Raw genomic sequence first — 22,876 nt, 5'->3', positions numbered from 1 at the left:
CTCGAATTCCAGACGCGCCCACAGTTGAGCTCGTCATTCCGGGGCGCGCGGAGCGCGAGCCCGGAATCCATACTCACGATCGTGGTTATGGATTCCGGGCCTGCGTGCTGCGCACGCATCCCGGAATGACGACCGACTTTGTAGGCACCAGCGCGAACTACGTCTCGCTGGTCGCGTCCTTGATCACCTTGTTCAACGCATCACCCTGCATCCGGGCGATGTCGTCCTGATACTTCAAAAGCGCGCCCAGCGTGTCGCCGACCACTTCCGCGTTGAGCGAACGCGCGTCGAGCTCGGTCAGCGCCGTCGCCCAATCGAGCGTCTCGGCAACGCCAGGCGACTTGTAGAAATCCTGGTCGCGCAGCGCCTGCACGAAGCGCACAACCTGCTGCGACAGGCGCTGCGAGATGCCGGGCAGCCGGGTCTTGACGATCGCGAGCTCGCGCTCGGCGGAGGGATAGTCGACCCAGTGATACAGGCAGCGCCGCTTCAGCGCGTCGTGGATCTCGCGGGTGCGGTTGGAGGTAATGATGACGATCGGCGGATGCGGCGCCTTGACGGTGCCGAATTCGGGGATGGTCACCTGGAAGTCGGAGAGAATCTCGAGCAGATAGGCCTCGAAGGCCTCGTCGGCGCGGTCGAGCTCGTCGATCAGCAAGACCGGTGCACCCGCGACATCCGGCTCCAGCGCCTGCAACAGCGGGCGCTTGATCAGGTAGCGGTCGGCGAAGATGTCCGACGACAATTGGTCGCGATCGACATCGCCACCGGCTTCCGCCAGCCGGATCGCGATCATCTGCGCCGCCGAATTCCACTCATAGACGGCGGAGGCAACGTCGAGACCTTCGTAGCATTGCAGGCGGATCAGCTTGCGGCCGAGCGCCGCCGACAGGACCTTGGCGATCTCGGTCTTGCCGACGCCAGCCTCGCCTTCGAGGAACAGCGGTCGGCCCATGCGCAGCGACAGATAGGTCACCGTCGCCAGCGATCGCTCGGCCAGATAGCCGCGCGACGACAACAATTCGAGCATCGCATCGACGGATGCTGGCAGAGCCGGAGCACTCATGGTCAGACCGCTTCCTTCGACGTCACGACGCCGGAGCTTCGGGCTCGGCGGCCCCGTCCGACGCCATCGAGGCCTTGGCCTCGGCATTGGCGGCATCGACCGCGCGGCGCGCGAGCACGCCGATCAGATGGGCGCGATATTCGGCGCTGCCGTGGATGTCGCCGTTGAGGCCATCGGCCGACACCGGGATGCCTTCCAGCACCTTCGGCGAGAACCGCTTCTGCAACGCTTCCTCGAAGGCAGTAACGCGGAACACGCCGTTGCCGCCAGCGCCGGTCACCGCGACCCGCACGTCCGACGGACGGCGCGCGACGAACACGCCGACCAGCGCATAGCGCGAGGCCTGATTGCGGAATTTCACATAGGCCGCCTTCTTCGCCAGCGGGAAGCTCACCTTGGTGATGATCTCGTCCGGCTCCAGCGCGGTCGTGAACAGGCCCTGGAAGAACTCCTCGGCCTTCAGCTTGCGCTTGTTGGTCACGATGGTCGCCCCGAGCGCCAAGCAGGCGGCCGGATAGTCCGCGGTCGGATCGTTGTTGGCGATCGAGCCGCCGATCGTGCCGCGATGACGGACGGCGGGATCACCGATCAGGCTGGCCAGATGCGCGAGCGCCGGAATGGCCTCGCCGACGGTCGCGGAGTTCGCGACATCGGCGTGGCGCGCCATGGCGCCGATCACGAGGTTGCGGCCCTTGACCTCGATCGTGTCGAGGCCTTCGACATGGGAGAGGTCGACGAGATGCGGCGGACTGGCCAGCCGCTGCTTCATCACGGGCACCAGGGTATGACCGCCGGCGACCAGCTTGGCGTCCTCGTTCTTGGTGAGGAGATTCGCGGCCTGGCGCACGGTGGCCGGCCGGTGATATTTGAATTCGTACATGGGGGGATATCCTGTCGCGGCGGGCGGCTGAGGCGAGGTCCGGCTGTTAGGCGAGGTCCGATTTGGCCATCGCCTTGGCGCCGGCGGCAATGGACTGCACGATGTTCTGATAGCCGGTGCAGCGGCAGAGATTGCCTTCGAGCTCCTCGCGAATCGTCTCCTCGCTGAGCTCATGGCCCTTGCGGTGGACGAGATCGACGGCGGTCATGATCATGCCCGGCGTGCAGAAGCCGCACTGCAGACCATGGTGCTCGCGGAACGCCTCCTGCATCGGATGCAGCGGCGCGCCGTCGGCAGCGAGACCTTCGATCGTGCGGACCTCGTGACCGTCGGCCATCACGGCCAGCGTCGTGCAGGACTTCACCGCCTTGCCGTCGAGATGCACGACGCAGGCGCCGCATTGCGAGGTGTCGCAGCCGACATGGGTGCCGGTGAGGCGCAGATTCTCGCGCAGGAACTGCACGAGCAGCGTCCGCGGGTCGACATTCGCCGTGACGGGATTACCGTTCACAATCATGGAAATCTTGGCCATTCAGGACTCTCTATATTCCGCGCACAGCGTTGCACTGCAGCGCAGCCCAGCAAAAATCGGTCGAAAACCATCATATTGACGCTCTCCGCGACGGGCAACCTCGCCCCGGACAGCGCATGGGTTGGTTGCGGTCAGCCTTGAACGGCCTTGGCAAAGTTCGCAAAGAACTCATCGGCGAGCTTTTTGGCCGCGCCGTTGATCAGGCGCTGGCCGAGCTGCGCCAGCTTGCCGCCGATCTGGGCGTCGACATTGTAGCTCAGCAGCGTGCCGCCATCCTTTTCCGCGAGCCCCACGACCGCGCCGCCCTTGGCGAATCCGGCGACACCGCCTTCGCCCTCGCCGGAGATCTTGTAGCCGTTCGGCGGATCGAGATCGCTCAAGGTGACCTTGCCCTTGAAGCGCGCGGACACCGGCCCGACCTTCATCTTGGCGACGGCGCGGAAGCCGCCATCCTCGGTCTTCTCCAGCTCCTCGCAGCCGGGGATACAGGCCTTGAGCACCTCAGGATCGTTCAGCTTGGCCCAGACGGCCTCACGCGGTGCCGCCAGCTGGACCTCGCCCGTCATCGTCATTGCCATGAGCATTTCCCCCGGATTGGCGCGGTTAGAGGCATTCAAGTAAAGCACCGAAGACCCAAAAGGAAGGGCAAGCAGCGCCGTCAAGCGTTGCAGAAACGCTGGAGCACCGCAGCAATGCGGGTCTTATGGCCGTCGGGTTTCGATTGGCAGACGGCGCCCGCAATGGTTAGTTCGCCATCAAATCTGCACGATTCCTCCGGCGATCAGCGCCGGCTGCGACAAGGATTGCGCCCATGCCGATGATCGATGCCGACGGTTGCCTGTTGAACGTCACCGTCGAGGGCCGCGACGGCGGGCCGACCCTGATGCTGTCGAACTCGCTCGGCTCGACCTTGCAGATGTGGGAGCCGCAGATGCGCGCCTTCACGCAGGTGTTTCGCGTCATCCGCTACGACCGGCGCGGCCACGGCAAGTCTCAGGTCGCCCCCGGCCCATACTCGATCGAGCGATTCGGCCGCGACGCCCTGGCTATTCTCGACGATCTCAACATCGACAAGGTGCACTGGTGCGGCGTCTCGATGGGCGGCATGGTCGGCCAGTGGCTGGCCGCGCACGCGCCCGAGCGCGTCGGCAAGGTCGTGCTCGCCAACACCACCTGCCATTACCCTGATCCGGCGATCTGGGATGCGCGGATCAAGGCCGTCCGGGACAGCGGCCTCGCTGGAATCGCCGACACGGTGATTGCCGGCTGGCTGACGCAGGATTTTCGCGATCACAATCCGGAGATCGCAGATCGGATGAAGGCGATGCTGGTGGCGACGCCGGTCGAGGGCTATCTCGCCTGCTGCGAAGCGCTGCGCGCCCTCGACCTGCGCGAGGACCTGCCCAGCATCAAGAGCCCGACCTTGGTCGTCGCCGGCCGCTACGACAAGTCGACGCCGATCTCGATGGCGGAAGCGATTCGCAGTCGGATCCCCGGCGCCAGCATGACGATCGTCGATGCGGCGCACATCTCGAACGTCGAGGCTGCCGGCGCGTTCAATGACGCGGTGCTCGGCTTTCTCACGCAGCGCTGAGCAGGCCGGAGATCACATGCTGGGCTGTGCCGAGCCATCGACGCCCAAGGCGGGAGCGGGTTCGGATACGGCGGCCGGCGACGATGTCGGCTTCTCCACCAGCATGATGATGGCCGTCCCGAGCAGCATCAGGAGCTCCGTGGCATGCAGCCGCAGCGCCTGGGTCTCCCCGACCTTCGCCGCCAGGATCATGCTGACGAAGGTCAAAACGCTGCCGAGACCCAGGCCGATCGACAACGCCTCGACATAGCCGGAGACCTTTCGCACGCGCGGTACGAGGATCAGGACCAGGAACATCGCAAAGAAGCCTGCGACCGTCAGTCGCGCCAGCGCCAGCAGCCAGGCGGCGCGCACCGTGTCGATGCTCGAGAGATGCAGATGATCGCTGATGAACAGCGCGACCGCGATGTTGGGGCGGGCGAACAGCCCCTGCACCGGCGACACCATGATCTGGAAAGCCACGACCGTCCAGGCGGGCACGAAATACAGCGCCAGCAGCACGCCGTTGACGCAGCTGAGCCGCCAGTTCCTGATCACGCAGTTCTTGATCATGTCGCGCCCGCCCTTTGCACCCCCTGCCGATCCGGCAGGTTCCAGACGAGCTAACGCGCGACAAATGCCACGGGCAATTTAAACCCTTTGTTTACCTTAACGCGCCGGCCGGCTGGCGGCAGCTCGGAGCGCTGGCCCGCCTTCTCTAGACTAGCGGGGCGGTTCAGCCGCCACGCTCCTGCCCGGAATCCTGGCGCTGCGGGGCAGCGTCCCTGCCCTCATCCTGACGGATCGGCTGGCCCTGGGTCTGCCCCTGCTGATTCTGTCCCGGGTTCTGGTGGCCCTGATTCTTGTCGGTGAGGTTGCTCATTCTGCGACTCCCTGGCGAGGATGGAATGACAACCAATGCGCGAGCGTCGCTCCCGTTGCGTGGGCGTGCTGTTCCCGCGCGGTCATGGGATGGCCATCATCTGGCCTGATTGGGGCATCGGAACCGCGCCACGAAAGCAGGCGGGATAAGCACCTAATTGCGGCACTGCACGCTGTTGCGGCACCCGGTTCCTAGCTGTTAGTACTTGGGCACGCGACGCCTTCGGTCGCGGGTGCAAGCTCCACGGGTGCCTGCATCCGCTCCGCAGGCCCCCACGGCGTTGCGAACCAGTCCTTCGAAGTTCCAGCCTCGCAGTCTCAATAACGGCAGTTCATGGATTATTTCGCGCAGCAGCTCATCAACGGCCTGGTCCTGGGCTCGATCTACGGCCTGATCGCCATCGGCTACACCATGGTCTATGGCATCGTCGGCATGATCAATTTCGCCCATGGCGACGTCTTCATGATCGGCGGCTTCATCGCGCTGATCTCGTTCCTGGTGCTGGTCTCGATCGGCCTGACCGCGGTCCCCGTCATTCTGCTGATCGTGCTGCTCGTCTCGATGGCGATCACGGCGCTGTATGGCTGGACCATCGAGCGCATCGCCTACCGTCCGCTGCGCCATTCGTTCCGGCTGGCGCCGATGCTGTCGGCGATCGGAATGTCCTTCGTGCTGACGAACTTCTCGCAGGTGTCGCAGGGCGCGCGGGTGAAGCCGGTGCCGCCGATCATCACCGGCGGCTACACCTTGCACGAAGGTGACAGCGGCTTCGTGGTGCAGCTCTCCAACATCCAGATCGTCGTCGTCATCACCACGATCGTGCTGCTCGGCCTGTTCACCTGGCTGGTGTCGCGCACCCGCCTCGGCCGCGACATGCGCGCCTGCGAGCAGGACCAGACCATGGCCGCGCTGCTCGGCGTCGACGTCGACCGCACGATCTCGATGACCTTCGTGATCGGCGCAGCCCTCGCCGCCGTCGCGGGCATGATGTACCTGCTCTATTACGGCCTGGTCGATTTCTTCATGGGCTTCGTCGCTGGCATCAAGGCGTTCACGGCGGCCGTGCTCGGCGGCATCGGCTCGCTGCCGGGCGCGATGCTCGGCGGCCTCGCGATCGGCTTGATCGAGACGTTCTGGTCGGCCTATTTCTCGGTCGAGTACAAGGACGTCGCGGCGTTCTCGATCCTGATCGTGGTGCTGATCTTCATGCCGACCGGCCTGCTGGGCCGTCCCGAAGTCGAAAAAGTCTGACGACGGAGCCCGTGTGAGCGCGTCCCTTCCAACATCTGTCCAGTCGAATGGCTTCGAGCCTGTCGGAGCCGCCTTCATCCTCAAGAAAGCCGTCCTCAGTGCCCTGGTCGCCCTTGGCCTGTTCTCGCTGATGGTCGGCGTCCGCACCGAGGCCGGCCAGAGCGGCCAGCTCGAATATTGGACCCGCTTCGGCGAGCTCGCGAGCCTCGTCGGCGCCGTATTCGTCGGCTCGATCGTGGTCGAGCTGCTGCGCCTGTGGCTCGGCCCGCGCGGCGGCCTCGGCAGCTTCGTGCCGGCATCCGTGCAGAGCGGCCTATCGGTCGCCGGCCGCTATCTCGCGCCGGCGCTCTTGATCTTCACCTTCCTCGTGCCGGTGATCTTCTACAATCAGCGCTACATTCTCGATCTCGGCATCCTCGTGCTCACCTATGTGATGCTCGGCTGGGGTCTCAACGTCGTGGTCGGCCTCGCCGGCCTGCTCGACCTCGGCTACGTCGCGTTCTATGCGGTCGGCGCCTATTCCTATGGATTGCTGTCGACCACCTTCGGCCTGTCGTTCTGGATCTGCCTGCCGCTCGCCGGCATCCTCGCCGCCTTCTGGGGCGTGCTGCTCGGCTTCCCCGTGCTGCGCCTGCGCGGCGACTATCTCGCCATCGTCACCTTGGCGTTCGGCGAGATCATCCGCCTGGTGCTGATCAACTGGCAGGAGGTCACCGGCGGCCCCAACGGCATCTCCGGCATTCCGCGTCCGAGCCTGTTCGGCATTCCGCTGACGCCGGGTGAAGGCGGCCTTGCAGCGATGCTCGGCATTCCGTTCTCACCGACGCATCGCATCGTCTTCCTGTTCTATTTGATCCTGGCGCTGGCGCTGCTCACCAATTGGGTCACCATCCGGCTGCGCCGGCTGCCGATCGGCCGCGCGTGGGAGGCGTTGCGTGAGGACGAGGTCGCCTGCCGCGCGCTCGGCATCAACATCACCACGACCAAGCTGACGGCGTTCGCCACCGGCGCGATGTTCGGCGGCTTCGCCGGCGCCTTCTTCGCCACCCGTCAGGGCTTCATCAGCCCGGAATCCTTCACCTTCCAGGAATCCGCGCTGGTGCTCGCCATCGTCGTGCTCGGCGGCATGGGGTCGCAGCTCGGCGTCGCACTCGCCGCGCTCGCCATGATCGGCGGCTTCGAGCTGTTCCGCAGCCTCGAAGTCTACCGCATGCTGGTGTTCGGTCTCGCCATGGTGCTGATCATGATCTGGCGTCCGCGCGGCATCGTCGGCCATCGCGCGCCCACCGTGTTCCTGGAAAAATCCCAGAGCATCTCCTCGGACCTCGTCAAGGAAGGCCACGGATGAGCTCCGCTCCCATTCTCGCGCTCGAAAACCTCACCATGCGCTTTGGCGGCATCGTCGCCGTCAACGCGCTGTCGTTCACCGCGCAACGCAAGCAGATCACCGCCCTGATCGGCCCCAACGGCGCCGGCAAGACCACCGTGTTCAACTGCATCACCGGCTTCTACAAGCCGACCTCGGGCGTGATCCGGCTGACGCACGACGACGGCGCGCAGTTCGAGATGCAGAAGCTGAAGGACTACAATATCTCCAAGCAGGCGAAGGTGGCGCGCACCTTCCAGAACATCCGGTTGTTTCCCGGAATGACGGCGCTGGAGAACCTGATGGTGGCGCAGCACAATGCCTTGATGAAGGCGTCTGGCCTGACGTTTCTCGGGCTGCTCGGGGTGCCCTCCTGGCGCGCGGCCGAGCAGAGCGCGATCGACAATGCGGTGTTCTGGCTGAAGCGCGTCGGACTGCTCGACCGCGCCGACGATGCCGCCGGCAATTTCGCCTATGGCGACCAGCGTCGGCTCGAGATCGCGCGCGCAATGTGCACCTCGCCTGCCCTGCTCTGCCTCGACGAGCCGGCCGCGGGCCTCAACGCGCGCGAGAGCGGCGCGCTGAACGAGCTGCTGCTGTCGATCCGCAGTGACCACGGCACCTCGATCCTTCTGATCGAGCACGACATGAGCGTGGTGATGGAGATTTCCGACCACGTCGTGGTGATGGACTACGGCGTCAAGATCGCCGAGGGCACGCCGCGCGAGATCCGCGACGATCCCAAGGTGATCGCCGCCTATCTCGGCACCGACGAGGAAGAGGCCGCAGCCGTGATGGAGGCCGAGGCGTGAGCGCGTCCTTGCTCCAGATCCAGAAGTTGCGCGCGTCCTATGGCAAGATCGAAGCGCTGAAGGGCGTCGACCTCGACATCAAGGCCGGCGAGATCGTCGCGCTGATCGGCGCCAATGGCGCCGGCAAGTCGACCCTGATGATGTCGATCTTCGGCCGGCCGCGCGCCAGCTCCGGCAACATTGTCTATGATGGCCATGACATCACGCAGGTGCCGACGCATCTGATCGCCCGCCTCAGAATCGCGCAGTCTCCGGAAGGCCGCCGCATCTTCCCGCGCATGAGCGTCGCGGAAAACCTGCAAATGGGCGCCGATGCCGGCGACACCACGGAAGCGCAGCGCGCCGAGACGCTGGAGCGCGTGCTCGCGCTGTTTCCCCGGCTGAAGGAGCGCTTCGACCAGCGCGGCGGCACGCTGTCGGGCGGCGAGCAGCAGATGCTGGCGATCGGCCGCGCCCTGATGAGCCGGCCACGGCTGCTGCTGCTCGACGAGCCCTCGCTGGGTCTCGCGCCACTGATCGCGCGCCAGATTTTTGACGCCATCCGGACGCTCAACCGTCAGGACGGCTTGACTGTGCTGATCGTCGAGCAGAACGCCAATCATGCGCTCAAGCTCGCCCATCGCGGCTACGTGCTGGTGAACGGCATGATCACCCTGTCGGGCACGGGCACAGAATTGTTGCAGCGTCCTGAGATCCGTGCGGCCTATCTGGAGGGTGGCCGCCACTGAGGCCGGGGTCGGACAATCCCGGCCGAAATGGCCTTAGCCCTTCGTCGGTCTCCCCGAAATTTTGCGGTGACTTCGGCGGAAAATCAGCCACAATGCGCGCGGTCTGCGGCCCGCCCTCCGGGCCATTTCCATGTCGACCTACCCCTTGTGAGGATTTCTCATGAAACCACTCAAACTGATTGGTCTGGCCGTGGGCGCCACGCTTGCGCTCTCGACCGCGGCCTTTGCCGACGACATCACCATCGCCGTGGCCGGCCCGATGACCGGCGGCGAGTCAGCCTTCGGCCGGCAGATGCAGAACGGCGCCGAGATGGCGATTGCCGACCTCAATGCCGCAGGCGGCGTGCTCGGCAAGAAGCTCGCGCTGCAGGTAGGTGACGATGCCTGCGATCCGAAGCAGGCCCGCTCGGTCGCCGAGAAGCTCGCCGGCTCCGGCATCCCCTTCGTCGCCGGTCATTTCTGCTCGTCGTCGTCGATCCCGGCCTCCGAAGCCTACGCAGACAGCAACGTGTTGCAGATCACCCCGGCCTCGACCAACCCGCTGTTCACCGAGCGCAAGCTGTGGAACGTCGCGCGCGTCTGCGGCCGCGACGATCAGCAGGGCCTCGTTGCCGCCAACTACATCGCGAAGAACTTCAAGGGCAAGAACATCGCGATCCTCAACGACAAGACCACCTACGGCAAGGGTCTCGCCGACGAGACCAAGAAGGCGCTGAACAAGGCCGGCATCACCGAAAAGATGTTCGAGTCGTACAACAAGGGCGACAAGGACTTCAACGCGATCGTCTCGCGGCTGAAGCGTGAGAACATCGACCTCGTTTATGTCGGCGGCTATCATCAGGAAGCCGGCCTGATCCTGCGTCAGATGCGCGACCAGGGCCTCAAGACCGTGCTGATGGCGGGCGACGCGATGAACGACAAGGAATTCGCCTCGATCACCGGTCCGGCCGCGGAGGGCACCCTCTTCACCTTCGGCCCCGAGCCGCGCAACAAGCCGACCGCGAAGGCGATCGTCGACAAGTTCAAGGCGAAGAACATCGATCCCGAGGGCTACACGCTCTATACCTACGCCGCGATCCAGGTCTGGTCGCAGGCCGTGAAGAAGGCCAACACCACCGACGCCAAGAAGGTGATGGACACCATCAAGGCCGGCGAGTGGGACACCGTTCTCGGCAAGCTCGGCTTCGACGCCAAGGGCGACATCAAGCAGATCGACTACGTCGTCTACAAGTGGGACGCCAAGGGCGGATACGCCGAGCTCGGCGGCAAGGGCTCCTGATCAGCACCGCTGATCTCCTCATCAGAAACGCAAACGCCCCGGTCGATGGCCGGGGCGTTCTGCTGATGGAATGGCGCAAGCTGGATCTGAACGATCACCCGGCGCAAACCGAGAGCGGGCGCGCCTCCTTGACCGCAGTTCGGGCCGTCTCGACGGCGTGCATCAATTCACCCGGACGGAACGGCTTCTGCAGGTAGACCACGCGCGTCAGCTCCTCCGACATCGCCGCGCCATCGAAGGCGCTCATGCCCGACACGGCCACGACCGGCATATCGGGAACCAGCCTGCGCATCTCGCCGACCAGATCGAGGCCGTTGCAATCGTCGAGGTAGATGTCGACGATCGCGGCATCGAAGGCCTGGTCGCGGAACAATTGTAAGCCGGCCGCTGCGGTTCCCGCCTCGACCACCTCGAACTGATTGACGCGCAGCACCATGCTGATCATGGCCCGCACGTCCTTCTGATCATCCACCACAAGAATCCGTGGCATCAAAATCTCCAGAAATTTTGTTGGACAGCCTACAACATAAAAAGAAATCATGTACAACTACGGGTATATTTATCCCGGATGCGGTAAAGGTGCAGTTACTGCAAATCACGACTCATTCTACCGAACGTATCAAATTGGTACCATACAACCAAAATTTGAGTAGATACATTTCTCACGCACCAGTCGCATCAATGCTTCATCGAACGCGTTGACGCCAAGGTGCGCAGGAACTTGTGGAGATGCAAAGCATCGAAGATCCAAGCGAAGTTCTTCTATCGACGTCCACCGCTACACGCCGGGACCAATTCGCAGCATTGGTCGCGGTTGCCGTCTCCGCAGCACTCTTTGCCGCCGCCGCTCCGTTTGCCAAGGTGCAGCTGCCGGCCGCGCCCGCCTTTGTCGCGAGCTATCAGTCCGCGCTGGCGCTGAACGATCTCATCACCGCGTTCCTGCTGTTCTCTCAATTCGTCCTGCTGCGTTCGCGCGCGCTGCTCTGGCTTGCCTCAGGCTATCTGTTCACGGCCCCCGCCGCCTTGCTGCACACGCTGGTGTTCCCCGGCCTCTACGCACCCACCGGCCTGCTCGGCGCGGGCTCGCAAAGCGCGGTCTGGATCTACATGATCTGGCACGGCGGGTTCCCGTTGCTGGTGCTCGGTTATGCGCTGGACAAAGGCAGTCGGACGGTCAATGCGGTCTCGGTTCCAGGGTGGCTGTCGCTTGCGCTCGTGAGTGTCGCGATCGTGCTGAGCGCGCTGAGCTGGACGGTGGTCGCCCATGACGAAATCCTGCCCGCCCTCATTCGCGACAACACGGCAACGACGGCGTTGAAGGTTACGGTCGGCGCCATCTGGTGCGTGACCGCCGTCGCCCTCATCACGCTGGCGTGGCAGCGGCCGCACAGCATTCTCGATCTCTGGGTCATGGTGGTGCTGTGCGCATGGCTGTTCGATCTCTCGCTGTCCTCGCTGCTCAACGCCACCCGCTTCGATTTCGGCTACTATGCCGGCCGCATCTACGGCCTGTTCGCGGCAAGCTTCGTGCTCGGGGTGCTGCTCGCCGACAATGTGGGTCTGCAGTGGCGGTTGTCGCGTCTCCTGCAACAGCAGCGCCGGCAGAACGAAAGCGACCGGGCGCGCTTCATCGCGCGTGAGCGGCTGTTCAGCGCGGTCATCGAATCCTCCAACGACGCGGTGATCACGCTGACCCTCCACGGCAAGATCACCTCGTGGAACCGGGCCGCCGAGCAGCTGTTCGGCTATCCCGCCGACGAAGCGCTGGGCAACGACATCGGCCTGATCGTTCCTGCCGAGCGACGCTTCGAGGTCGATCGCATCCTCGACAAGATGGGCGCCGGCGAGAAGATCGAGCATCACGAGACGATGCGCCGGCACAAGGATGGCCACGAGATCGAGGTGTCGCTCAGCGTCTCGCCGATCCTCGATGCGCGCGGCGCGGTCATCGGTGCCTCGAAGGTCGCGCGCGACATCTCCGAGAGCAAGCGCACCCGCAACGCTCTGACCCGGGAAACCGAGGAGCGGCGGCGCATCTTCGAGACCTCGCAGGACCTGATCCTCGTCGCCGATTCCCGCGGCAATCTGATGCAGGTCAGCCCGAGCGCGCGCGCCATCCTCGGTTACCTGCCGGAGGAAATGGTCGGCCGCAACGCCAGCGATTTCGTCTATCCGCCGGAGCTCGAGGCGGTCCGCAGCCAGATGCGCGACTGTCGTCGCGGCCGCGACGTCCACAATTTCGAAGCGCAGCTCCTGCACAAGGAAGGCCGCGGCGTCGTGCTGAACTGGATGGCGAACTGGTCGGATCCGGTGCAACGCCATTTCTTCGTCGGCCGTGACCTCACCGAGAAACGCGCAGCCGAGGCGCAGTTCCGCCAGGCGCAAAAGATGGAGGCGGTCGGTCAGCTCACCGGGGGCGTCGCCCACGACTTCAACAACATCCTCACCGTCATCACCGGCAGCATCTCCATTCTCGCCGACGCGGTTGCCGAGCGGCCGGAGCTCGCATCCGTGGCCAAGCTGATCGATGATTCCGCCGACCGCGGCGCACATCTCACGCGGCAGCTGCTCGCCTTTGCCCGCAAGCAGCCGCTGCAGCCGGTCGATCTCGACGTCAATGCGCTGATGAACGAGACCGCCGCGCTGCTGCGCCCGACGCTCGGCGAGCAGATCGAGATCGAGCGCATCCTCAGCACCGATCCATGCACGGCGCTGGCCGATCCGAACCAGCTCGCCACAGGGATCGTCAACCTCGCGCTCAATGCGCGCGATGCCATGCCGCAAGGCGGCAAGCTGACGCTGGAGACGGCGAACGTCACGCTCGATCAGGACTATGCCGAGGCCAACACCGAGGTGGTGGTCGGCGACTACGTCATGATCGCGGTGAGCGACACCGGCTGCGGCATTCCTCCCGCCTATCTCGACAAGGTGTTCGATCCGTTCTTCTCGACCAAGGGCGTCGGCAAGGGCACGGGTCTCGGTCTCAGCATGGTGTTCGGCTTCGTCAAGCAGTCCGGCGGCCACATCAAGATCTACAGCGAGGTCGGGCACGGCACCTCGATCAAGCTCTATCTGCCGCGCTCGGCCTCGGCGCCGCGCGGAGCCGCCGAGCAGCATGCGTCCGACACCAGTGGCGGCAACGAGACGATCCTGATCGTCGAGGACGACCCGATGGTGCGCCAGCATGTCATGACCCAGGTGGCGAGCCTCGGCTACACGACCCTTGCCGCGGCGAACGCCGCCGAGGCGCTCGACGTGCTGGAGCAGCATCCAGAGATCGACCTGCTGTTCACCGACGTCATCATGCCCGGCGCCATGAACGGCCGCCAGCTCGCCGACGCCGCGCGGGCACGACGGCCGTCGCTGCGGACGCTGTTCACCTCCGGCTACACCGAGAATGCGATCGTGCATCATGGCCGCCTCGATGCCGGCGTGCTGCTGCTTGCAAAGCCCTACCGCAAGCCCGAGCTCGCCCGCATGATCCGCATCGCGCTGGATCGTTGAGCGCGGGAAGCCGCTGGGGTATCCCTCGGCCATCATTATCTGCAGCCGAGGCAGACCGTGCAGAATCTCTTGACCGACATCCCCGGCGTGCGCGTCGGCCATGCCGATGATGCCGCGCTCGCCTCCGGCGTGACCGCGATCCTGTTCGATCAGCCGACAGTGGCCGCGATCGACATCCGCGGCGGCGGGCCTGGCGTGCGCGAGGATGCGCTGCTCGATCCGGTCAACACGGTGGAGCGCGTCGACGCCATCGCGCTGTCCGGCGGCTCGGCGTTCGGGCTGGAGGCCGCCAGCGGCATTCAAGCCTGGCTGGCCGAGCAAGGCCGCGGCTTCGCCGTGCGCGACGCGCTCGTCCCGATCGTGCCCGGCGCGATCATGTTCGATCTGCTCAACGGCGGCAACAAGCAGTGGGGCCGCTACGCGCCCTATCGCGAGCTCGGCTATGCCGCGGCAGCCGCGGCCGACACGACGTTTGCACTCGGGAGCGTGGGCGCCGGGCTCGGCGCCACCACGGCCAATCTGCAGGGCGGGCTCGGCTCGGCATCGGCCACGACCAGCCGCGGCATCAAGGTCGCGGCGATCGCAGTGGTGAATGCGGTCGGCAGCGTCACCGTCGGCGACGGTCCGTGGTTCTGGGCGGCGCCTTACGAGGTCGACGGTGAGTTCGGCGGCCGCGGCCTGCCCGCGAGCTTCACGCCGGACATGCTGGCGATGCGCCTCAAGGGCGGCCCTGCCCCGTCGGCCTCCGAGAACACGACGATCACGCTGGTCGTGACCGACGCCATCCTGACCAAGGCGCAGGCGAAGCGGCTGGCGATGATCGCGCAGACCGGCATGGCGCGCGCGATCTATCCGGTGCACCTGCCGCTCGACGGTGACATCGTGTTCGCGGCAGCGACCTGCGCCAAGCCGGTCGAGCCGCTGGTCGAGCTGAGCGAGCTCGGCATGATCGCGGCTAATGTGCTGGCGCGCGCGATCGCGCGCGGCGTCTATCATGCGAAGCGGCTGCCGTTCGCCGGCGCCCTGCCCTCCTGGCAGGACCGCTTCGCCGGCTGAGCGTCTTACACGCTCATCGCGGTCGTGGAGGCGGCTGACGGTAGCTTGGGTTGGTGCTGCATCAGCTTCTCGATCATGTTGTAGGACGCGGTCGCGGCATTGGAGGCCGCGCTGGCGGCCGGCGTGATCAGCGTCATCTTGGAGCCGTCGGCGTAGGTGATGGTGGTCGTCGTCGAGCCATCGCTGTTGGTGGACGAGGAGCTCGATGCGCCCGACAGCGCCTGCATCAGCGCATCGGCGCCCGCGCTGGACGCGTTGCCCGAGCTGCCGGACTGGCCCGCACCCGCCTGCTGATGATGATGGCCCCGTCGGCCCTTGGCGCCCTGCAGTGCCGAGGAGAGCTCGTTGAGGCTGACATTGCCGTCGTTGTTCGCATCGAGCTTGCCGAACACCTTGTCGGCGTTCTTGAGGTTGGTGCCGCCCGCGCCGAGCGCGTTCTCGAACTCGGACTTGCTGATCTGGCCGTCGCCATCGCCGTCGATCTGCGAGAACAGATCCTGCAGCGGATTGGCCGATGCGGTTGAAGACGTGCTCGACTGACTTTGCGCGGCCAGCAGCGCGTTCATCGTCTCCGGCGCGATCTGCCCCGAGCTGCCGCTGCCCGAGCTCGACCACGGGCTGAAATTGGCGGAGCTGCCCGTTCCCTTGCTGTCCAGGCTGAACAGACCGCCGCCCGACTTGCCAGAGCCCGACTTCGTCGAGCCGAGCGACTGCAGGCTGTCCAGGACCGACGAGGCGGCCCCCAGTGCAAACCACATGGCGAAACTCCCGCAAGACCGCCCGCGAGGCGGCAGAACATCTCCCCGTGGCTCTCGCAATCCGCATGCCAGCGCCAAACCGCTGATATGTCCGGATATTTCGCGATGTTACCGACGTCAGAACCCGGCACATCGTGCCGCACCCGGCAGATTTTTCCCGCTCGCGTTGCCGGACCCGCGCCTGCATGATACGGCGACATCCCCGATCGCCCTGGAACAGATGCCCATGACCCAGTCCTTCACGCCGCGTCCGCTCGTCATTGCGCCGTCCATCCTGGCCTCGGATTTCTCCAAGCTCGGCGAGGAGGTTCGCGCCGTCGATGCTGCCGGCGCCGACTGGATCCATCTCGACGTGATGGACGGCCATTTCGTCCCGAACATCTCGTATGGCCCGGATGTCATCAAGGCGCTGCGTCCGCACACCACCAAGATCTTCGACGCGCATCTGATGATCACGCCGTGCGATCCCTATCTCGAAGCCTTCGCCAAGGCCGGCTGCGACCACATCACGGTGCATGCCGAGGCCGGCCCGCATCTGCATCGCTCGCTGCAGGCGATCCGCGCGCTCGGCAAGAAGGCCGGCGTGTCGCTCAATCCTTCGACGCCGCTCAACGTCATCGAATATGTGCTCGACCTCGTCGATCTCGTGTTGATCATGTCGGTCAACCCCGGCTTCGGCGGCCAGGCATTCATCTCCTCGGCGATCGGCAAGATCCAGGATCTGCGCGCGATGACTGCGGGCCGCCCGATCGATATCGAGGTCGACGGCGGCGTCGGCCGCGACAATGCCGGCGCGCTCGCCGCTGCCGGCGCCAACGCCTTCGTCGCGGGCTCGGCCGTGTTCAAGGGCGGCACCACGGAAGCCTATCGCGGCAACATCGCCGCGATCCGCGACGCCGCGGCGTCCGCGCGCGGCGAGGCGATCTGAGGCGATCAACGGCTCATGCAGACGCTTACACCGCAGCCGCTGACCAAGGCCGCGTTTGCCGCCTTCGGTGATGTCGTCGAGACTGACGGCGCCGCCCCGATCGAGATCAACCAGGGCTTTGCCTGGCGCTGCAACGGGCTCGCCACCGTCGACGTGACCTCGGGCGGCATCCCCGTGAATGTCAGCCTGTTCGAGGCCAAGCCACGGCCACGGCCGATCGAGGTCAAGCTGATGGAGCGGCATCCGCTCGGCACCCAGCTGTTCATGCCGCTGCAGGACCGCCCGTGGCTGGTGCTGGTGTGCGGCGACCCGCGCGATGCCGCGAGCTACCGGGCTTTCACCGCGAGCGGCCGCCAGGGCGTGAACTACGCCCGCAACGTCTGGCACCATCCCCTGCTGGTGTTCGACGAGGCCTCGCGCTTCATGGTGGTCGATCGCATGAGCCCCGACAATCTCGAGGAGCTGTGGCTCGACCAGCCGCTGTTTCTGAGCATCCCTTGAATGATGGCGCGTGGGATTTCTGATCGGCGCGCAGGAGAGACGACGATGGACAAGCCGAACTACTTCGTGCCGCAGGGCGGCCACCCGCCGCAGACCGACCTGCTCACCGGCCGCGCCGTGTTCACCGAAGCCTATGCGGTCATCCCCAAGGGCGTGATGCGCGACATCGTCACCTCGCCGTTGCCGTTCTGGGACAAGACCCGGACCTGGGTGATCGCGCGTCCCCTCTCCGGCTTCTCGGAGACCTTCTCGCAATACATCGTCGAGGTCTCGCCCGGTGGCGGCAGCACCCAGCCCGAGCCGGACCCGGAGGCCGAAGGCGTGCTGTTCGTGGTCGGTGGCGAGATCGCGCTGACCATCGCCGGCACCATGCATCGCATGGGCAAGGGCGGCTACGCCTTCCTGCCGCCCTCCTGCAAATGGACGCTGACGAACGACAGAGCGGCGCCCGCGACCTTCCACTGGATCCGCAAGGCCTATGAGGCCGTCCCCGGCATCGCCGCGCCGGAGCCGTTCGTCACCAACGAGGCCGCGATCGCGCCCGTCGGAATGCCCGGGACCGAAGGGCGTTGGGCGACGACTCGCTTCGTCGATCCGCTCGACGTCCGCCACGACATGCACGTCAACATCGTCACCTTCGAGCCCGGCGCGGTGATCCCGTTCCTGGAGACGCATGTGATGGAGCACGGGCTCTACGTGCTCGAGGGCAAGGCGGTCTACAAGCTCAACCGCGACTGGGTCGAGGTGGAGGCCGGCGACTTCATGTGGCTGCGCGCCTTCTGCCCGCAGGCCTGCTACGCCGGCGGCCCCGGCCGCTTCCGCTATCTGCTCTACAAGGACTCGAACCGGCACATGAAGCTGCGGCCGTTCCGGTGAGGTGACCGAGCGACTTGTCGCTCCGTCATTGCGAGGAGCCAACGGGTCCGCGCACAGCGCGGCCCGATGACAGGCTCTGCGACGAAGCAATCGAGAGTCCTGAGCGGAACTCTGGATTGCTTCGCTCCGCTCGCAATGACGGGTGTCGCAATCACGCTCCCTGATACTCCACCTCCTCCGCGGTGCCGCGATCCAGCACCGCCTTGGCCTTGGCGTGGTCGAGGTCGTTCTCCCAGGCGGCCACGACGACGGTGGCGACGCAGTTGCCGATGAGATTGCCGACCGCGCGGGCGATGCCGACGAACCAGTCGACCGACAGCACCAACACCAGGCCGATCGCGGGGATCGCCGGCACCGCGCCGAGCGTCGCCGCGAGGATGACGATGGCCGAGCCGGGCACGCCATGCGCACCCTTGGACGTCACCAGCGACACGCCGAGCACCAGCAAGAGATCGCTGACCGACAGCGGCGTGTTGGTCGCCTGCGCGATGAACACGACCGCGAGAGTCAGATAGATCGAGAACGCATCGAGGTTGAACGAGTACCCGGTCGGGATCACCAGGCCCACGACCTCCTGCTTGACGCCCATCGCCTCGAGTTTGCGCATGATCTGCGGCAGCACGGAGTCGGACGAGGCCGTCGCTAGCACGATCAGCAGCTCCTCCTTCAGGTAGCGCAGGAACTTGAACAGGCTGAGCCCTGCGAGCCGCATCACGAGGCCGAGCGCGACGACGACGAACAGCGCCACCGAGACGTAGAACAGCACGACCAGCGCGAGCAGCTGCTTGAGCGAGCCGACGCCATATTTGCCGACGGTGAAGCCGATGGCGCCGAGCACGCCGAGCGGCGCCACGCGCACGATCAGGCCCATCGCCTTGAACAGCACCTTGGCAATGGAGTCGATCAGGTTCACGACCGGCTTGCCGGGCTCGCCAACCAGCGCCAGGCTGACGCCGAAGATGACAGCGAAGAACAGCACCTGCAGCACGTCGTTGCGGGCGAAGGCGTCGAACGCGGTCGGCGGGATGATGTTGAGGATGAACCCGCCGAAGCCGCCGCCCTGCAGCTTGTGAGCGTTGTCGGCGAAGCTCGAGAGCTGCTTGGCATCGAGCTTGGACACGTCGATGTCCATCCCGTGGCCCGGTCCGAAGATCAACGCCAGCACGAGGCCGAAGGCCAGCGCGACCGTGGTCATGCCCTCGAAATAGACCAGCGACTTGACACCGACCCGGCCGACCTTCTTGAGGTCGCCGGCGCTGGCGATGCCGTGCACGACGACGCAGAACACGATCGGCGCCACAACCATCGCGATCAGGCGCAGGAAGGCATCGCTGAAGAATTTGAGGCCCTGGGCGGTCTCCGGCGCCAGCACGCCGATCAGGATGCCGAGGATGAGCGCGGCCACCACCTGAAAGAACAGGGAGCCGAACAGGCTTCCCTTGGGCGACGCCGTCCCCGCCATGCTCACATCCGTCGCCGCCATTGAATGTCCCCCTGGTCAAACAAAACCTGCGCGCCCCGCGCGCGTCACAATGTCACTGTGCCGGGAGCGATTTTGAAAGGCAATCGCAGCTGCGCCCGAATTTGAGGCGGTAGATGGCGCGTCGACGGTCATGGTTGAAAGGTGAAGGAATGAGTTGTCGTGCCCCATGGATTGCACCTCAAGAGGCAGTGATGGGCGAGCATCGGGCGGCTCGCTGAGTGCACCTCGCCCCGCTTGCGGGGAGAGGTCGGATTGCATCGAAGATGCAATCCGGGTGAGGGGGTACAGGTCTCGCCACATACGCTCCCCGCGCGTTTGCCCCTGCCGAGACCACCCGTGCCGCGGCCCCTCACCCCAACCCTCTCCCCGTAAGAACGGGGAGAGGGAGCGCACCGACTTTGTGACGGCTGCTCGGGTCCAACTAACAGTAGGCTCGTAGCCCGCATGAGCGCAGCGATATGCGGGATCAGCGCAAACTCGCGTGAGAACCCGGATATCGCTTCGCTCATCCGGGCTCCGAGATCGGCGACCACGATAACGCTCCCTCAACCCATGACCTTCGCCGCCACCTCATCTTCCTCGTCATCGACCTCGCGCGCGGCGGCGCGCGTGCGCACGACCGTCACCGTGCAGCCCGCCTCCGCCGCCACCTTGGCCGACACGCTCCCCAGCAAGCTGCGCAGCACGGAGTCGCGGCGGGCGCCGATGATGATGTGGTCGACCTGGTTGACCTCGGCGAACTCGATGAGCGCTGCCGCCGGATCGACGGCTTCGAGCACGTGCACCGTCAGCCGGCTGCCATCGAGCTTGAGCGGCGTCGCCCAGTGCTTCAGCGCGACCATGCGGTCGATGTGCTTGTTGTTGCCGGCCTCGTCCAGGGTGCGGTCGATGGTCAGGCGGCCGAGCTTGAGCACGTTGACGCAGGCGAGCCGTGCCGACGGCAAGGTCGCGAGAATGCGCTCGGCGGTGACGCGCAGCGCGCCGTTGAGCTCCTCGCCGCCCTCCGAGGTGTCGATCGCGACCGCCACGATCGGGCTGGTGGCGATCTGCACCGCGACGTCCGACGGCTTGGTTTCCGGCTGCACCAAGCCGCGATTGAAGCGGCGCCGCCACACCGTGGTGATCGGATCGCGCTTCACCTTCTCTGCCCGCGCCGTCAGCTTGACCTGGTCGGGATTGCCGAGATCGAAGGCGAGCTGCGCCGCGGTCGGATAGCGCCAGACCGGCTCGATCTCCAGGCAGCGCAGCACGATCTCCTGCAGCCACGGCGGATAGTCCGGCTTGAGCTGCCGCGGCGGATAGGGATCGCGCCATAGACGCCGGCGCATGCCGCGCAAAGTCTCGGTCTCGCCGAACGGCCGCACGCCGGTGGTGAAGAAATACAGGAGCACGCCGAGCGAAAAGATGTCGCTGCGCGGATCGCTGCGGGTGCCCATCATGCGCTCCGGCGCCATGTAGGGCGCGGTGCCGTAAGGCAGGCGGAATTCCTCCTGCAGCAGGTCCGGCAGATGCTTGTGGCAGGACAGGCCGTAATCGATCAGCACCGCCTCCCCCGAGGGGCGGAACATGATGCTCGACGGCTTGATGTCGTGATGAATGACGTGCTGCCGGTGCAAATCCGCGAGCGCGGTCGCGATCTTCGCCACCAGCCCCCGCGCCTCCTCGTAAGCCAGCGGCAGCTCGGGCAAACGCTTGTACAGCGTCTCGCCCGGGATCAGCTCGATCACCACATAGGCTTGCGTCGCGAAATCGCCGGTCCCGAAGCATGCCGGCACGTGCGGGCCGGAGAGCTTCGGCAGGATCATCTGCTCCATCTCGAAGCTGACGATCGCCGCGGGGTCCTCGCCCTCGGAGACGCGCGGCACCTTCATCAAGATGGGACGATCGATGTCCGGCCGCGTGACGCTCCACAACGTCGCCATACCGCCGGAATGCACGCACTCGCCAACCGTGAAGCCGTCGATCACGACGCCCGGCTTGAGCTGAGTTCTCGGCATGGTCTAGCGCCCCATCGAGAGCCGCTGCGCCAGCCAGGGCGGCAGGCCGTTGTCGCGAATGCGCTGCGCCGCAGCCTCGACGTCATAGGGTACGCGGCAATAGGTCAGCTCGCGCGTCCTGGTCTCGAATGTCACGAAGGACGCGGCGGGATCGCCATCGCGCGGCTGGCCGACCGAGCCGACCACGGCGAGCCATTGCCTTCCGCGCAAGAGTTGGATCGGCATGTTGGCCGTCGGCGTGAAGCTCGTCATCTTGGCGGTGGTCGACATCGAGTACAGCGCCGGGCGATGGATATGGCCGCAGAACGTCACCTGCGCCGCGGTCGCGATCATGCTGCGCGCCGCATCAGCCGAGCTCTGGATGTAGCGCCAGCGCGGCGGGCTCGACGCCTCCGAATGCACGAACAGCCGGTCCTCGTCACCGACGCTCATCGGCAGCTCGGCGAGGAAACGGCGCTGCTCGGCGCTGAGCCGGCCGCGCGTCCATTCGATCGCCGCCTGCGCCTCCGCATTCATGCTCTCGCTCGAGGTGGAGACCGCATTGTCGTGATTGCCGCGCACCGCGAGGCCGCCCGCGGCGACGATCTCCATCACCGTGTCGACCGACCATTCCGGATCGGCGCCGTAGCCGACGATGTCGCCGAGGCAGATGAGGCGCTCGGCGCCGCGGGCGCGCGCCGCCTCCAGGCAGGCGGCGAAGGCCTGCCGATTGGCATGGATGTCGGTGAATATCGCCAGCAGCACCCGTGACCTCCCGCTTCCCACCGTACAAGTGGGCTTCGCACGGAATTTGAGCAACATCAAACCAGGCGGATCGGAGCAAGGAGTTTTTCGGCGCGGCCGATCCATCGGCGTCACGACGTCGCGTTCTCGCGGCGGATCTCGCCCGAGCTGTGCGATCGCTGTGCCCCATCGAACAAGCGAGAGGGCGCGGGGAATGCCGGGTGAAGGCCTCACCCATGGCCCGCCTGCAGGAAAAAAAGCAGGCGGCAGTCACCACAGGTTCAGCCGAACATCCGGCATTCCCCGCGCGACGGTTTTAACGCTTATATCGTGATCTCCTCGGTGCACCGGCTTTTTGGCCACCGTGCCGCGACAACGCGCTTGCGCGCGTTGCGCGGGGGACACCAGCATCGGGGTGCCAGGACCACACGACTTCACGTCCGCAAGGCCAAGCGCTCGTCTCACGCCGGCCCAGCGTCCATCGCTTCCCCGCCCCACGTATCGTGACGATCGCGCGCTACGTCCCTCTGCTCGGGACGGGATGATGGCGTATAGCATGATTTCTGAAAAATGGAAACAGAAATTTGCGTCCCGCTCACATGTCATCGCAGGTGGGGAGATGGCGTGAGCCACTTCGTAGCCCGGATGAGCGTAGCGACATCCGGGGTCTCACGCGCTGC

The 22,876-nt window shown here is 65.6% G+C and carries 22 protein-coding genes; 11 read left to right on the top strand and 11 right to left on the bottom strand.

Features of this window, described 5'->3' with window-relative positions; translation table 11 throughout:
- Positions 1–157 precede the first annotated feature (157 nt).
- The 4 genes from ACVILH_RS19660 to ACVILH_RS19645 all read right to left on the bottom strand — a co-directional run bounded on the left by ACVILH_RS19660 (position 158) and on the right by ACVILH_RS19645 (position 3,056).
- Positions 158–1,066, bottom strand: a complete 909-nt coding sequence (locus ACVILH_RS19660; RefSeq protein WP_456714369.1) for an AAA family ATPase — start codon at positions 1,064–1,066, stop codon at positions 158–160.
- 22 nt (positions 1,067–1,088) lie between these two features.
- Positions 1,089–1,946, bottom strand: a complete 858-nt coding sequence (locus ACVILH_RS19655; RefSeq protein WP_456714368.1) for an FAD binding domain-containing protein — start codon at positions 1,944–1,946, stop codon at positions 1,089–1,091.
- Positions 1,947–1,992: 46 nt separating this feature from the next.
- Positions 1,993–2,478, bottom strand: coding sequence for a (2Fe-2S)-binding protein (locus ACVILH_RS19650; RefSeq protein WP_006612357.1), 486 nt, complete (start codon positions 2,476–2,478; stop codon positions 1,993–1,995).
- Between the two features lie 131 nt (positions 2,479–2,609).
- Complete coding sequence (locus ACVILH_RS19645; RefSeq protein WP_006612358.1) at positions 2,610–3,056, bottom strand: SRPBCC family protein; 447 nt, start codon at positions 3,054–3,056, stop codon at positions 2,610–2,612.
- Positions 3,057–3,289: 233 nt separating this feature from the next.
- Between ACVILH_RS19645 and pcaD the strand changes: the two genes are divergently transcribed.
- Positions 3,290–4,072, top strand: coding sequence for a 3-oxoadipate enol-lactonase (gene pcaD / locus ACVILH_RS19640; RefSeq protein WP_456714367.1), 783 nt, complete (start codon positions 3,290–3,292; stop codon positions 4,070–4,072).
- Between the two features lie 12 nt (positions 4,073–4,084).
- Here pcaD and ACVILH_RS19635 read toward each other — a convergent pair whose 3' ends face one another.
- Together ACVILH_RS19635 and ACVILH_RS19630 are read right to left on the bottom strand one after the other, a co-directional pair.
- Positions 4,085–4,624 carry a hypothetical protein gene (locus ACVILH_RS19635; protein WP_456714366.1) on the bottom strand — a complete coding sequence of 180 codons (540 nt, stop codon included), beginning with the start codon at positions 4,622–4,624 and terminating at the stop codon, positions 4,085–4,087.
- A 163-nt stretch (positions 4,625–4,787) separates the two neighbouring features.
- Complete coding sequence (locus tag ACVILH_RS19630) at positions 4,788–4,934, bottom strand: hypothetical protein (protein ID WP_456714365.1); 147 nt, start codon at positions 4,932–4,934, stop codon at positions 4,788–4,790.
- A 333-nt stretch (positions 4,935–5,267) separates the two neighbouring features.
- Here ACVILH_RS19630 and ACVILH_RS19625 point away from each other — a divergent pair, with 333 nt between their 5' ends.
- The 5 genes from ACVILH_RS19625 (at position 5,268) to ACVILH_RS19605 (ending at position 10,370) form a co-directional block, all read left to right on the top strand.
- Positions 5,268–6,185, top strand: a complete 918-nt coding sequence (locus ACVILH_RS19625; protein WP_456714364.1) for an ABC transporter permease subunit — start codon at positions 5,268–5,270, stop codon at positions 6,183–6,185.
- 13 nt (positions 6,186–6,198) lie between these two features.
- Entirely contained in the window at positions 6,199–7,533 is a 1,335-nt protein-coding gene (gene livM / locus ACVILH_RS19620; RefSeq protein ID WP_456714363.1) for a high-affinity branched-chain amino acid ABC transporter permease LivM, read from the top strand.
- Positions 7,530–8,363 (top strand): ABC transporter ATP-binding protein, encoded by an 834-nt coding sequence (locus ACVILH_RS19615; protein ID WP_456714362.1) that lies wholly within the window; start codon positions 7,530–7,532, stop codon positions 8,361–8,363. Before livM ends, ACVILH_RS19615 begins: the two co-directional genes overlap by 4 nt.
- A complete protein-coding gene (locus ACVILH_RS19610; protein WP_456714361.1) occupies positions 8,360–9,091 on the top strand; it encodes an ABC transporter ATP-binding protein in 732 nt (243 codons plus the stop codon). The genes ACVILH_RS19615 and ACVILH_RS19610 overlap by 4 nt, the downstream gene beginning before the upstream one ends.
- Before the next feature lie 160 nt (positions 9,092–9,251).
- Positions 9,252–10,370 (top strand): branched-chain amino acid ABC transporter substrate-binding protein, encoded by a 1,119-nt coding sequence (locus ACVILH_RS19605; RefSeq protein ID WP_456714360.1) that lies wholly within the window; start codon positions 9,252–9,254, stop codon positions 10,368–10,370.
- Positions 10,371–10,464: 94 nt separating this feature from the next.
- Here the strand turns inward: ACVILH_RS19605 and ACVILH_RS19600 are convergent, their stop codons facing one another.
- Positions 10,465–10,860: a response regulator gene (locus ACVILH_RS19600; RefSeq protein WP_456717027.1), complete on the bottom strand. Its 396-nt coding sequence runs from the start codon at positions 10,858–10,860 to the stop codon at positions 10,465–10,467.
- Between the two features lie 239 nt (positions 10,861–11,099).
- Here ACVILH_RS19600 and ACVILH_RS19595 point away from each other — a divergent pair, with 239 nt between their 5' ends.
- A complete protein-coding gene (locus tag ACVILH_RS19595; protein WP_456714359.1) occupies positions 11,100–13,874 on the top strand; it encodes a PAS domain S-box protein in 2,775 nt (924 codons plus the stop codon).
- Positions 13,875–13,931: 57 nt separating this feature from the next.
- Complete coding sequence (locus ACVILH_RS19590) at positions 13,932–14,930, top strand: P1 family peptidase (RefSeq protein WP_456714358.1); 999 nt, start codon at positions 13,932–13,934, stop codon at positions 14,928–14,930.
- A 5-nt stretch (positions 14,931–14,935) separates the two neighbouring features.
- Here the strand turns inward: ACVILH_RS19590 and ACVILH_RS19585 are convergent, their stop codons facing one another.
- On the bottom strand, positions 14,936–15,688 hold the full coding sequence (locus ACVILH_RS19585) for an EF-hand domain-containing protein (protein WP_456714357.1): 753 nt from the start codon (positions 15,686–15,688) through the stop codon (positions 14,936–14,938).
- A gap of 226 nt (positions 15,689–15,914) precedes the next feature.
- On the opposite strand from ACVILH_RS19585, the gene rpe reads away from it, so the two are divergent.
- Genes rpe through ACVILH_RS19570 form a run of 3 tightly spaced genes read left to right on the top strand, consistent with a single transcriptional unit; the run spans position 15,915 to position 17,993 of the window.
- Complete coding sequence (gene rpe / locus ACVILH_RS19580; RefSeq protein WP_456714356.1) at positions 15,915–16,616, top strand: ribulose-phosphate 3-epimerase; 702 nt, start codon at positions 15,915–15,917, stop codon at positions 16,614–16,616.
- Between the two features lie 15 nt (positions 16,617–16,631).
- Positions 16,632–17,117, top strand: coding sequence for an ureidoglycolate lyase (locus tag ACVILH_RS19575; protein ID WP_456714355.1), 486 nt, complete (start codon positions 16,632–16,634; stop codon positions 17,115–17,117).
- Positions 17,118–17,162: 45 nt separating this feature from the next.
- Positions 17,163–17,993 carry a bifunctional allantoicase/(S)-ureidoglycine aminohydrolase gene (locus tag ACVILH_RS19570; RefSeq protein ID WP_456714354.1) on the top strand — a complete coding sequence of 277 codons (831 nt, stop codon included), beginning with the start codon at positions 17,163–17,165 and terminating at the stop codon, positions 17,991–17,993.
- Between the two features lie 151 nt (positions 17,994–18,144).
- On the opposite strand, the gene ACVILH_RS19565 is transcribed toward ACVILH_RS19570, so the two are convergent.
- From ACVILH_RS19565 to ACVILH_RS19555, 3 genes are all read right to left on the bottom strand, one after another.
- Entirely contained in the window at positions 18,145–19,476 is a 1,332-nt protein-coding gene (locus ACVILH_RS19565) for a dicarboxylate/amino acid:cation symporter (RefSeq protein ID WP_456714353.1), read from the bottom strand.
- 545 nt (positions 19,477–20,021) lie between these two features.
- Positions 20,022–21,473 carry a serine/threonine protein kinase gene (locus ACVILH_RS19560; protein ID WP_456714352.1) on the bottom strand — a complete coding sequence of 484 codons (1,452 nt, stop codon included), beginning with the start codon at positions 21,471–21,473 and terminating at the stop codon, positions 20,022–20,024.
- A 3-nt stretch (positions 21,474–21,476) separates the two neighbouring features.
- Positions 21,477–22,217, bottom strand: coding sequence for a metallophosphoesterase family protein (locus ACVILH_RS19555; protein ID WP_456714351.1), 741 nt, complete (start codon positions 22,215–22,217; stop codon positions 21,477–21,479).
- Between the last annotated feature and the right edge of the window lie 659 nt (positions 22,218–22,876).

It is taken from the genome of Bradyrhizobium sp. USDA 4353 (assembly GCF_054063215.1).
The sequence above is the reverse complement of the archived record's forward strand: the minus strand, read 5'-3'. Positions and strand labels throughout refer to the sequence as shown.

Excerpts from the sequence above, each read along its gene's own strand:
- ACVILH_RS19585 (WP_456714357.1), bottom strand. The coding sequence starts at position 15,688 with ATGTGGTTTGCACTGGGGGCCGCCTCGTCGGTCCTGGACAGCCTGCAG.
- ACVILH_RS19605 (WP_456714360.1), top strand. The coding sequence starts at position 9,252 with ATGAAACCACTCAAACTGATTGGTCTGGCCGTGGGCGCCACGCTTGCG.
- ACVILH_RS19570 (WP_456714354.1), top strand. The coding sequence starts at position 17,163 with ATGGACAAGCCGAACTACTTCGTGCCGCAGGGCGGCCACCCGCCGCAG.
- ACVILH_RS19560 (WP_456714352.1), bottom strand. The coding sequence starts at position 21,473 with ATGCCGAGAACTCAGCTCAAGCCGGGCGTCGTGATCGACGGCTTCACG.
- rpe (WP_456714356.1), top strand. The coding sequence starts at position 15,915 with ATGACCCAGTCCTTCACGCCGCGTCCGCTCGTCATTGCGCCGTCCATC.
- ACVILH_RS19645 (WP_006612358.1), bottom strand. The coding sequence starts at position 3,056 with ATGGCAATGACGATGACGGGCGAGGTCCAGCTGGCGGCACCGCGTGAG.
- ACVILH_RS19635 (WP_456714366.1), bottom strand. The coding sequence starts at position 4,624 with ATGATCAAGAACTGCGTGATCAGGAACTGGCGGCTCAGCTGCGTCAAC.
- ACVILH_RS19575 (WP_456714355.1), top strand. The coding sequence starts at position 16,632 with ATGCAGACGCTTACACCGCAGCCGCTGACCAAGGCCGCGTTTGCCGCC.
- ACVILH_RS19615 (WP_456714362.1), top strand. The coding sequence starts at position 7,530 with ATGAGCTCCGCTCCCATTCTCGCGCTCGAAAACCTCACCATGCGCTTT.
- ACVILH_RS19600 (WP_456717027.1), bottom strand. The coding sequence starts at position 10,860 with ATGCCACGGATTCTTGTGGTGGATGATCAGAAGGACGTGCGGGCCATG.
- ACVILH_RS19630 (WP_456714365.1), bottom strand. The coding sequence starts at position 4,934 with ATGAGCAACCTCACCGACAAGAATCAGGGCCACCAGAACCCGGGACAG.
- ACVILH_RS19625 (WP_456714364.1), top strand. The coding sequence starts at position 5,268 with ATGGATTATTTCGCGCAGCAGCTCATCAACGGCCTGGTCCTGGGCTCG.
- ACVILH_RS19660 (WP_456714369.1), bottom strand. The coding sequence starts at position 1,066 with ATGAGTGCTCCGGCTCTGCCAGCATCCGTCGATGCGATGCTCGAATTG.
- ACVILH_RS19650 (WP_006612357.1), bottom strand. The coding sequence starts at position 2,478 with ATGGCCAAGATTTCCATGATTGTGAACGGTAATCCCGTCACGGCGAAT.
- ACVILH_RS19655 (WP_456714368.1), bottom strand. The coding sequence starts at position 1,946 with ATGTACGAATTCAAATATCACCGGCCGGCCACCGTGCGCCAGGCCGCG.
- pcaD (WP_456714367.1), top strand. The coding sequence starts at position 3,290 with ATGCCGATGATCGATGCCGACGGTTGCCTGTTGAACGTCACCGTCGAG.
- ACVILH_RS19565 (WP_456714353.1), bottom strand. The coding sequence starts at position 19,476 with ATGGCGGCGACGGATGTGAGCATGGCGGGGACGGCGTCGCCCAAGGGA.
- ACVILH_RS19595 (WP_456714359.1), top strand. The coding sequence starts at position 11,100 with ATGCAAAGCATCGAAGATCCAAGCGAAGTTCTTCTATCGACGTCCACC.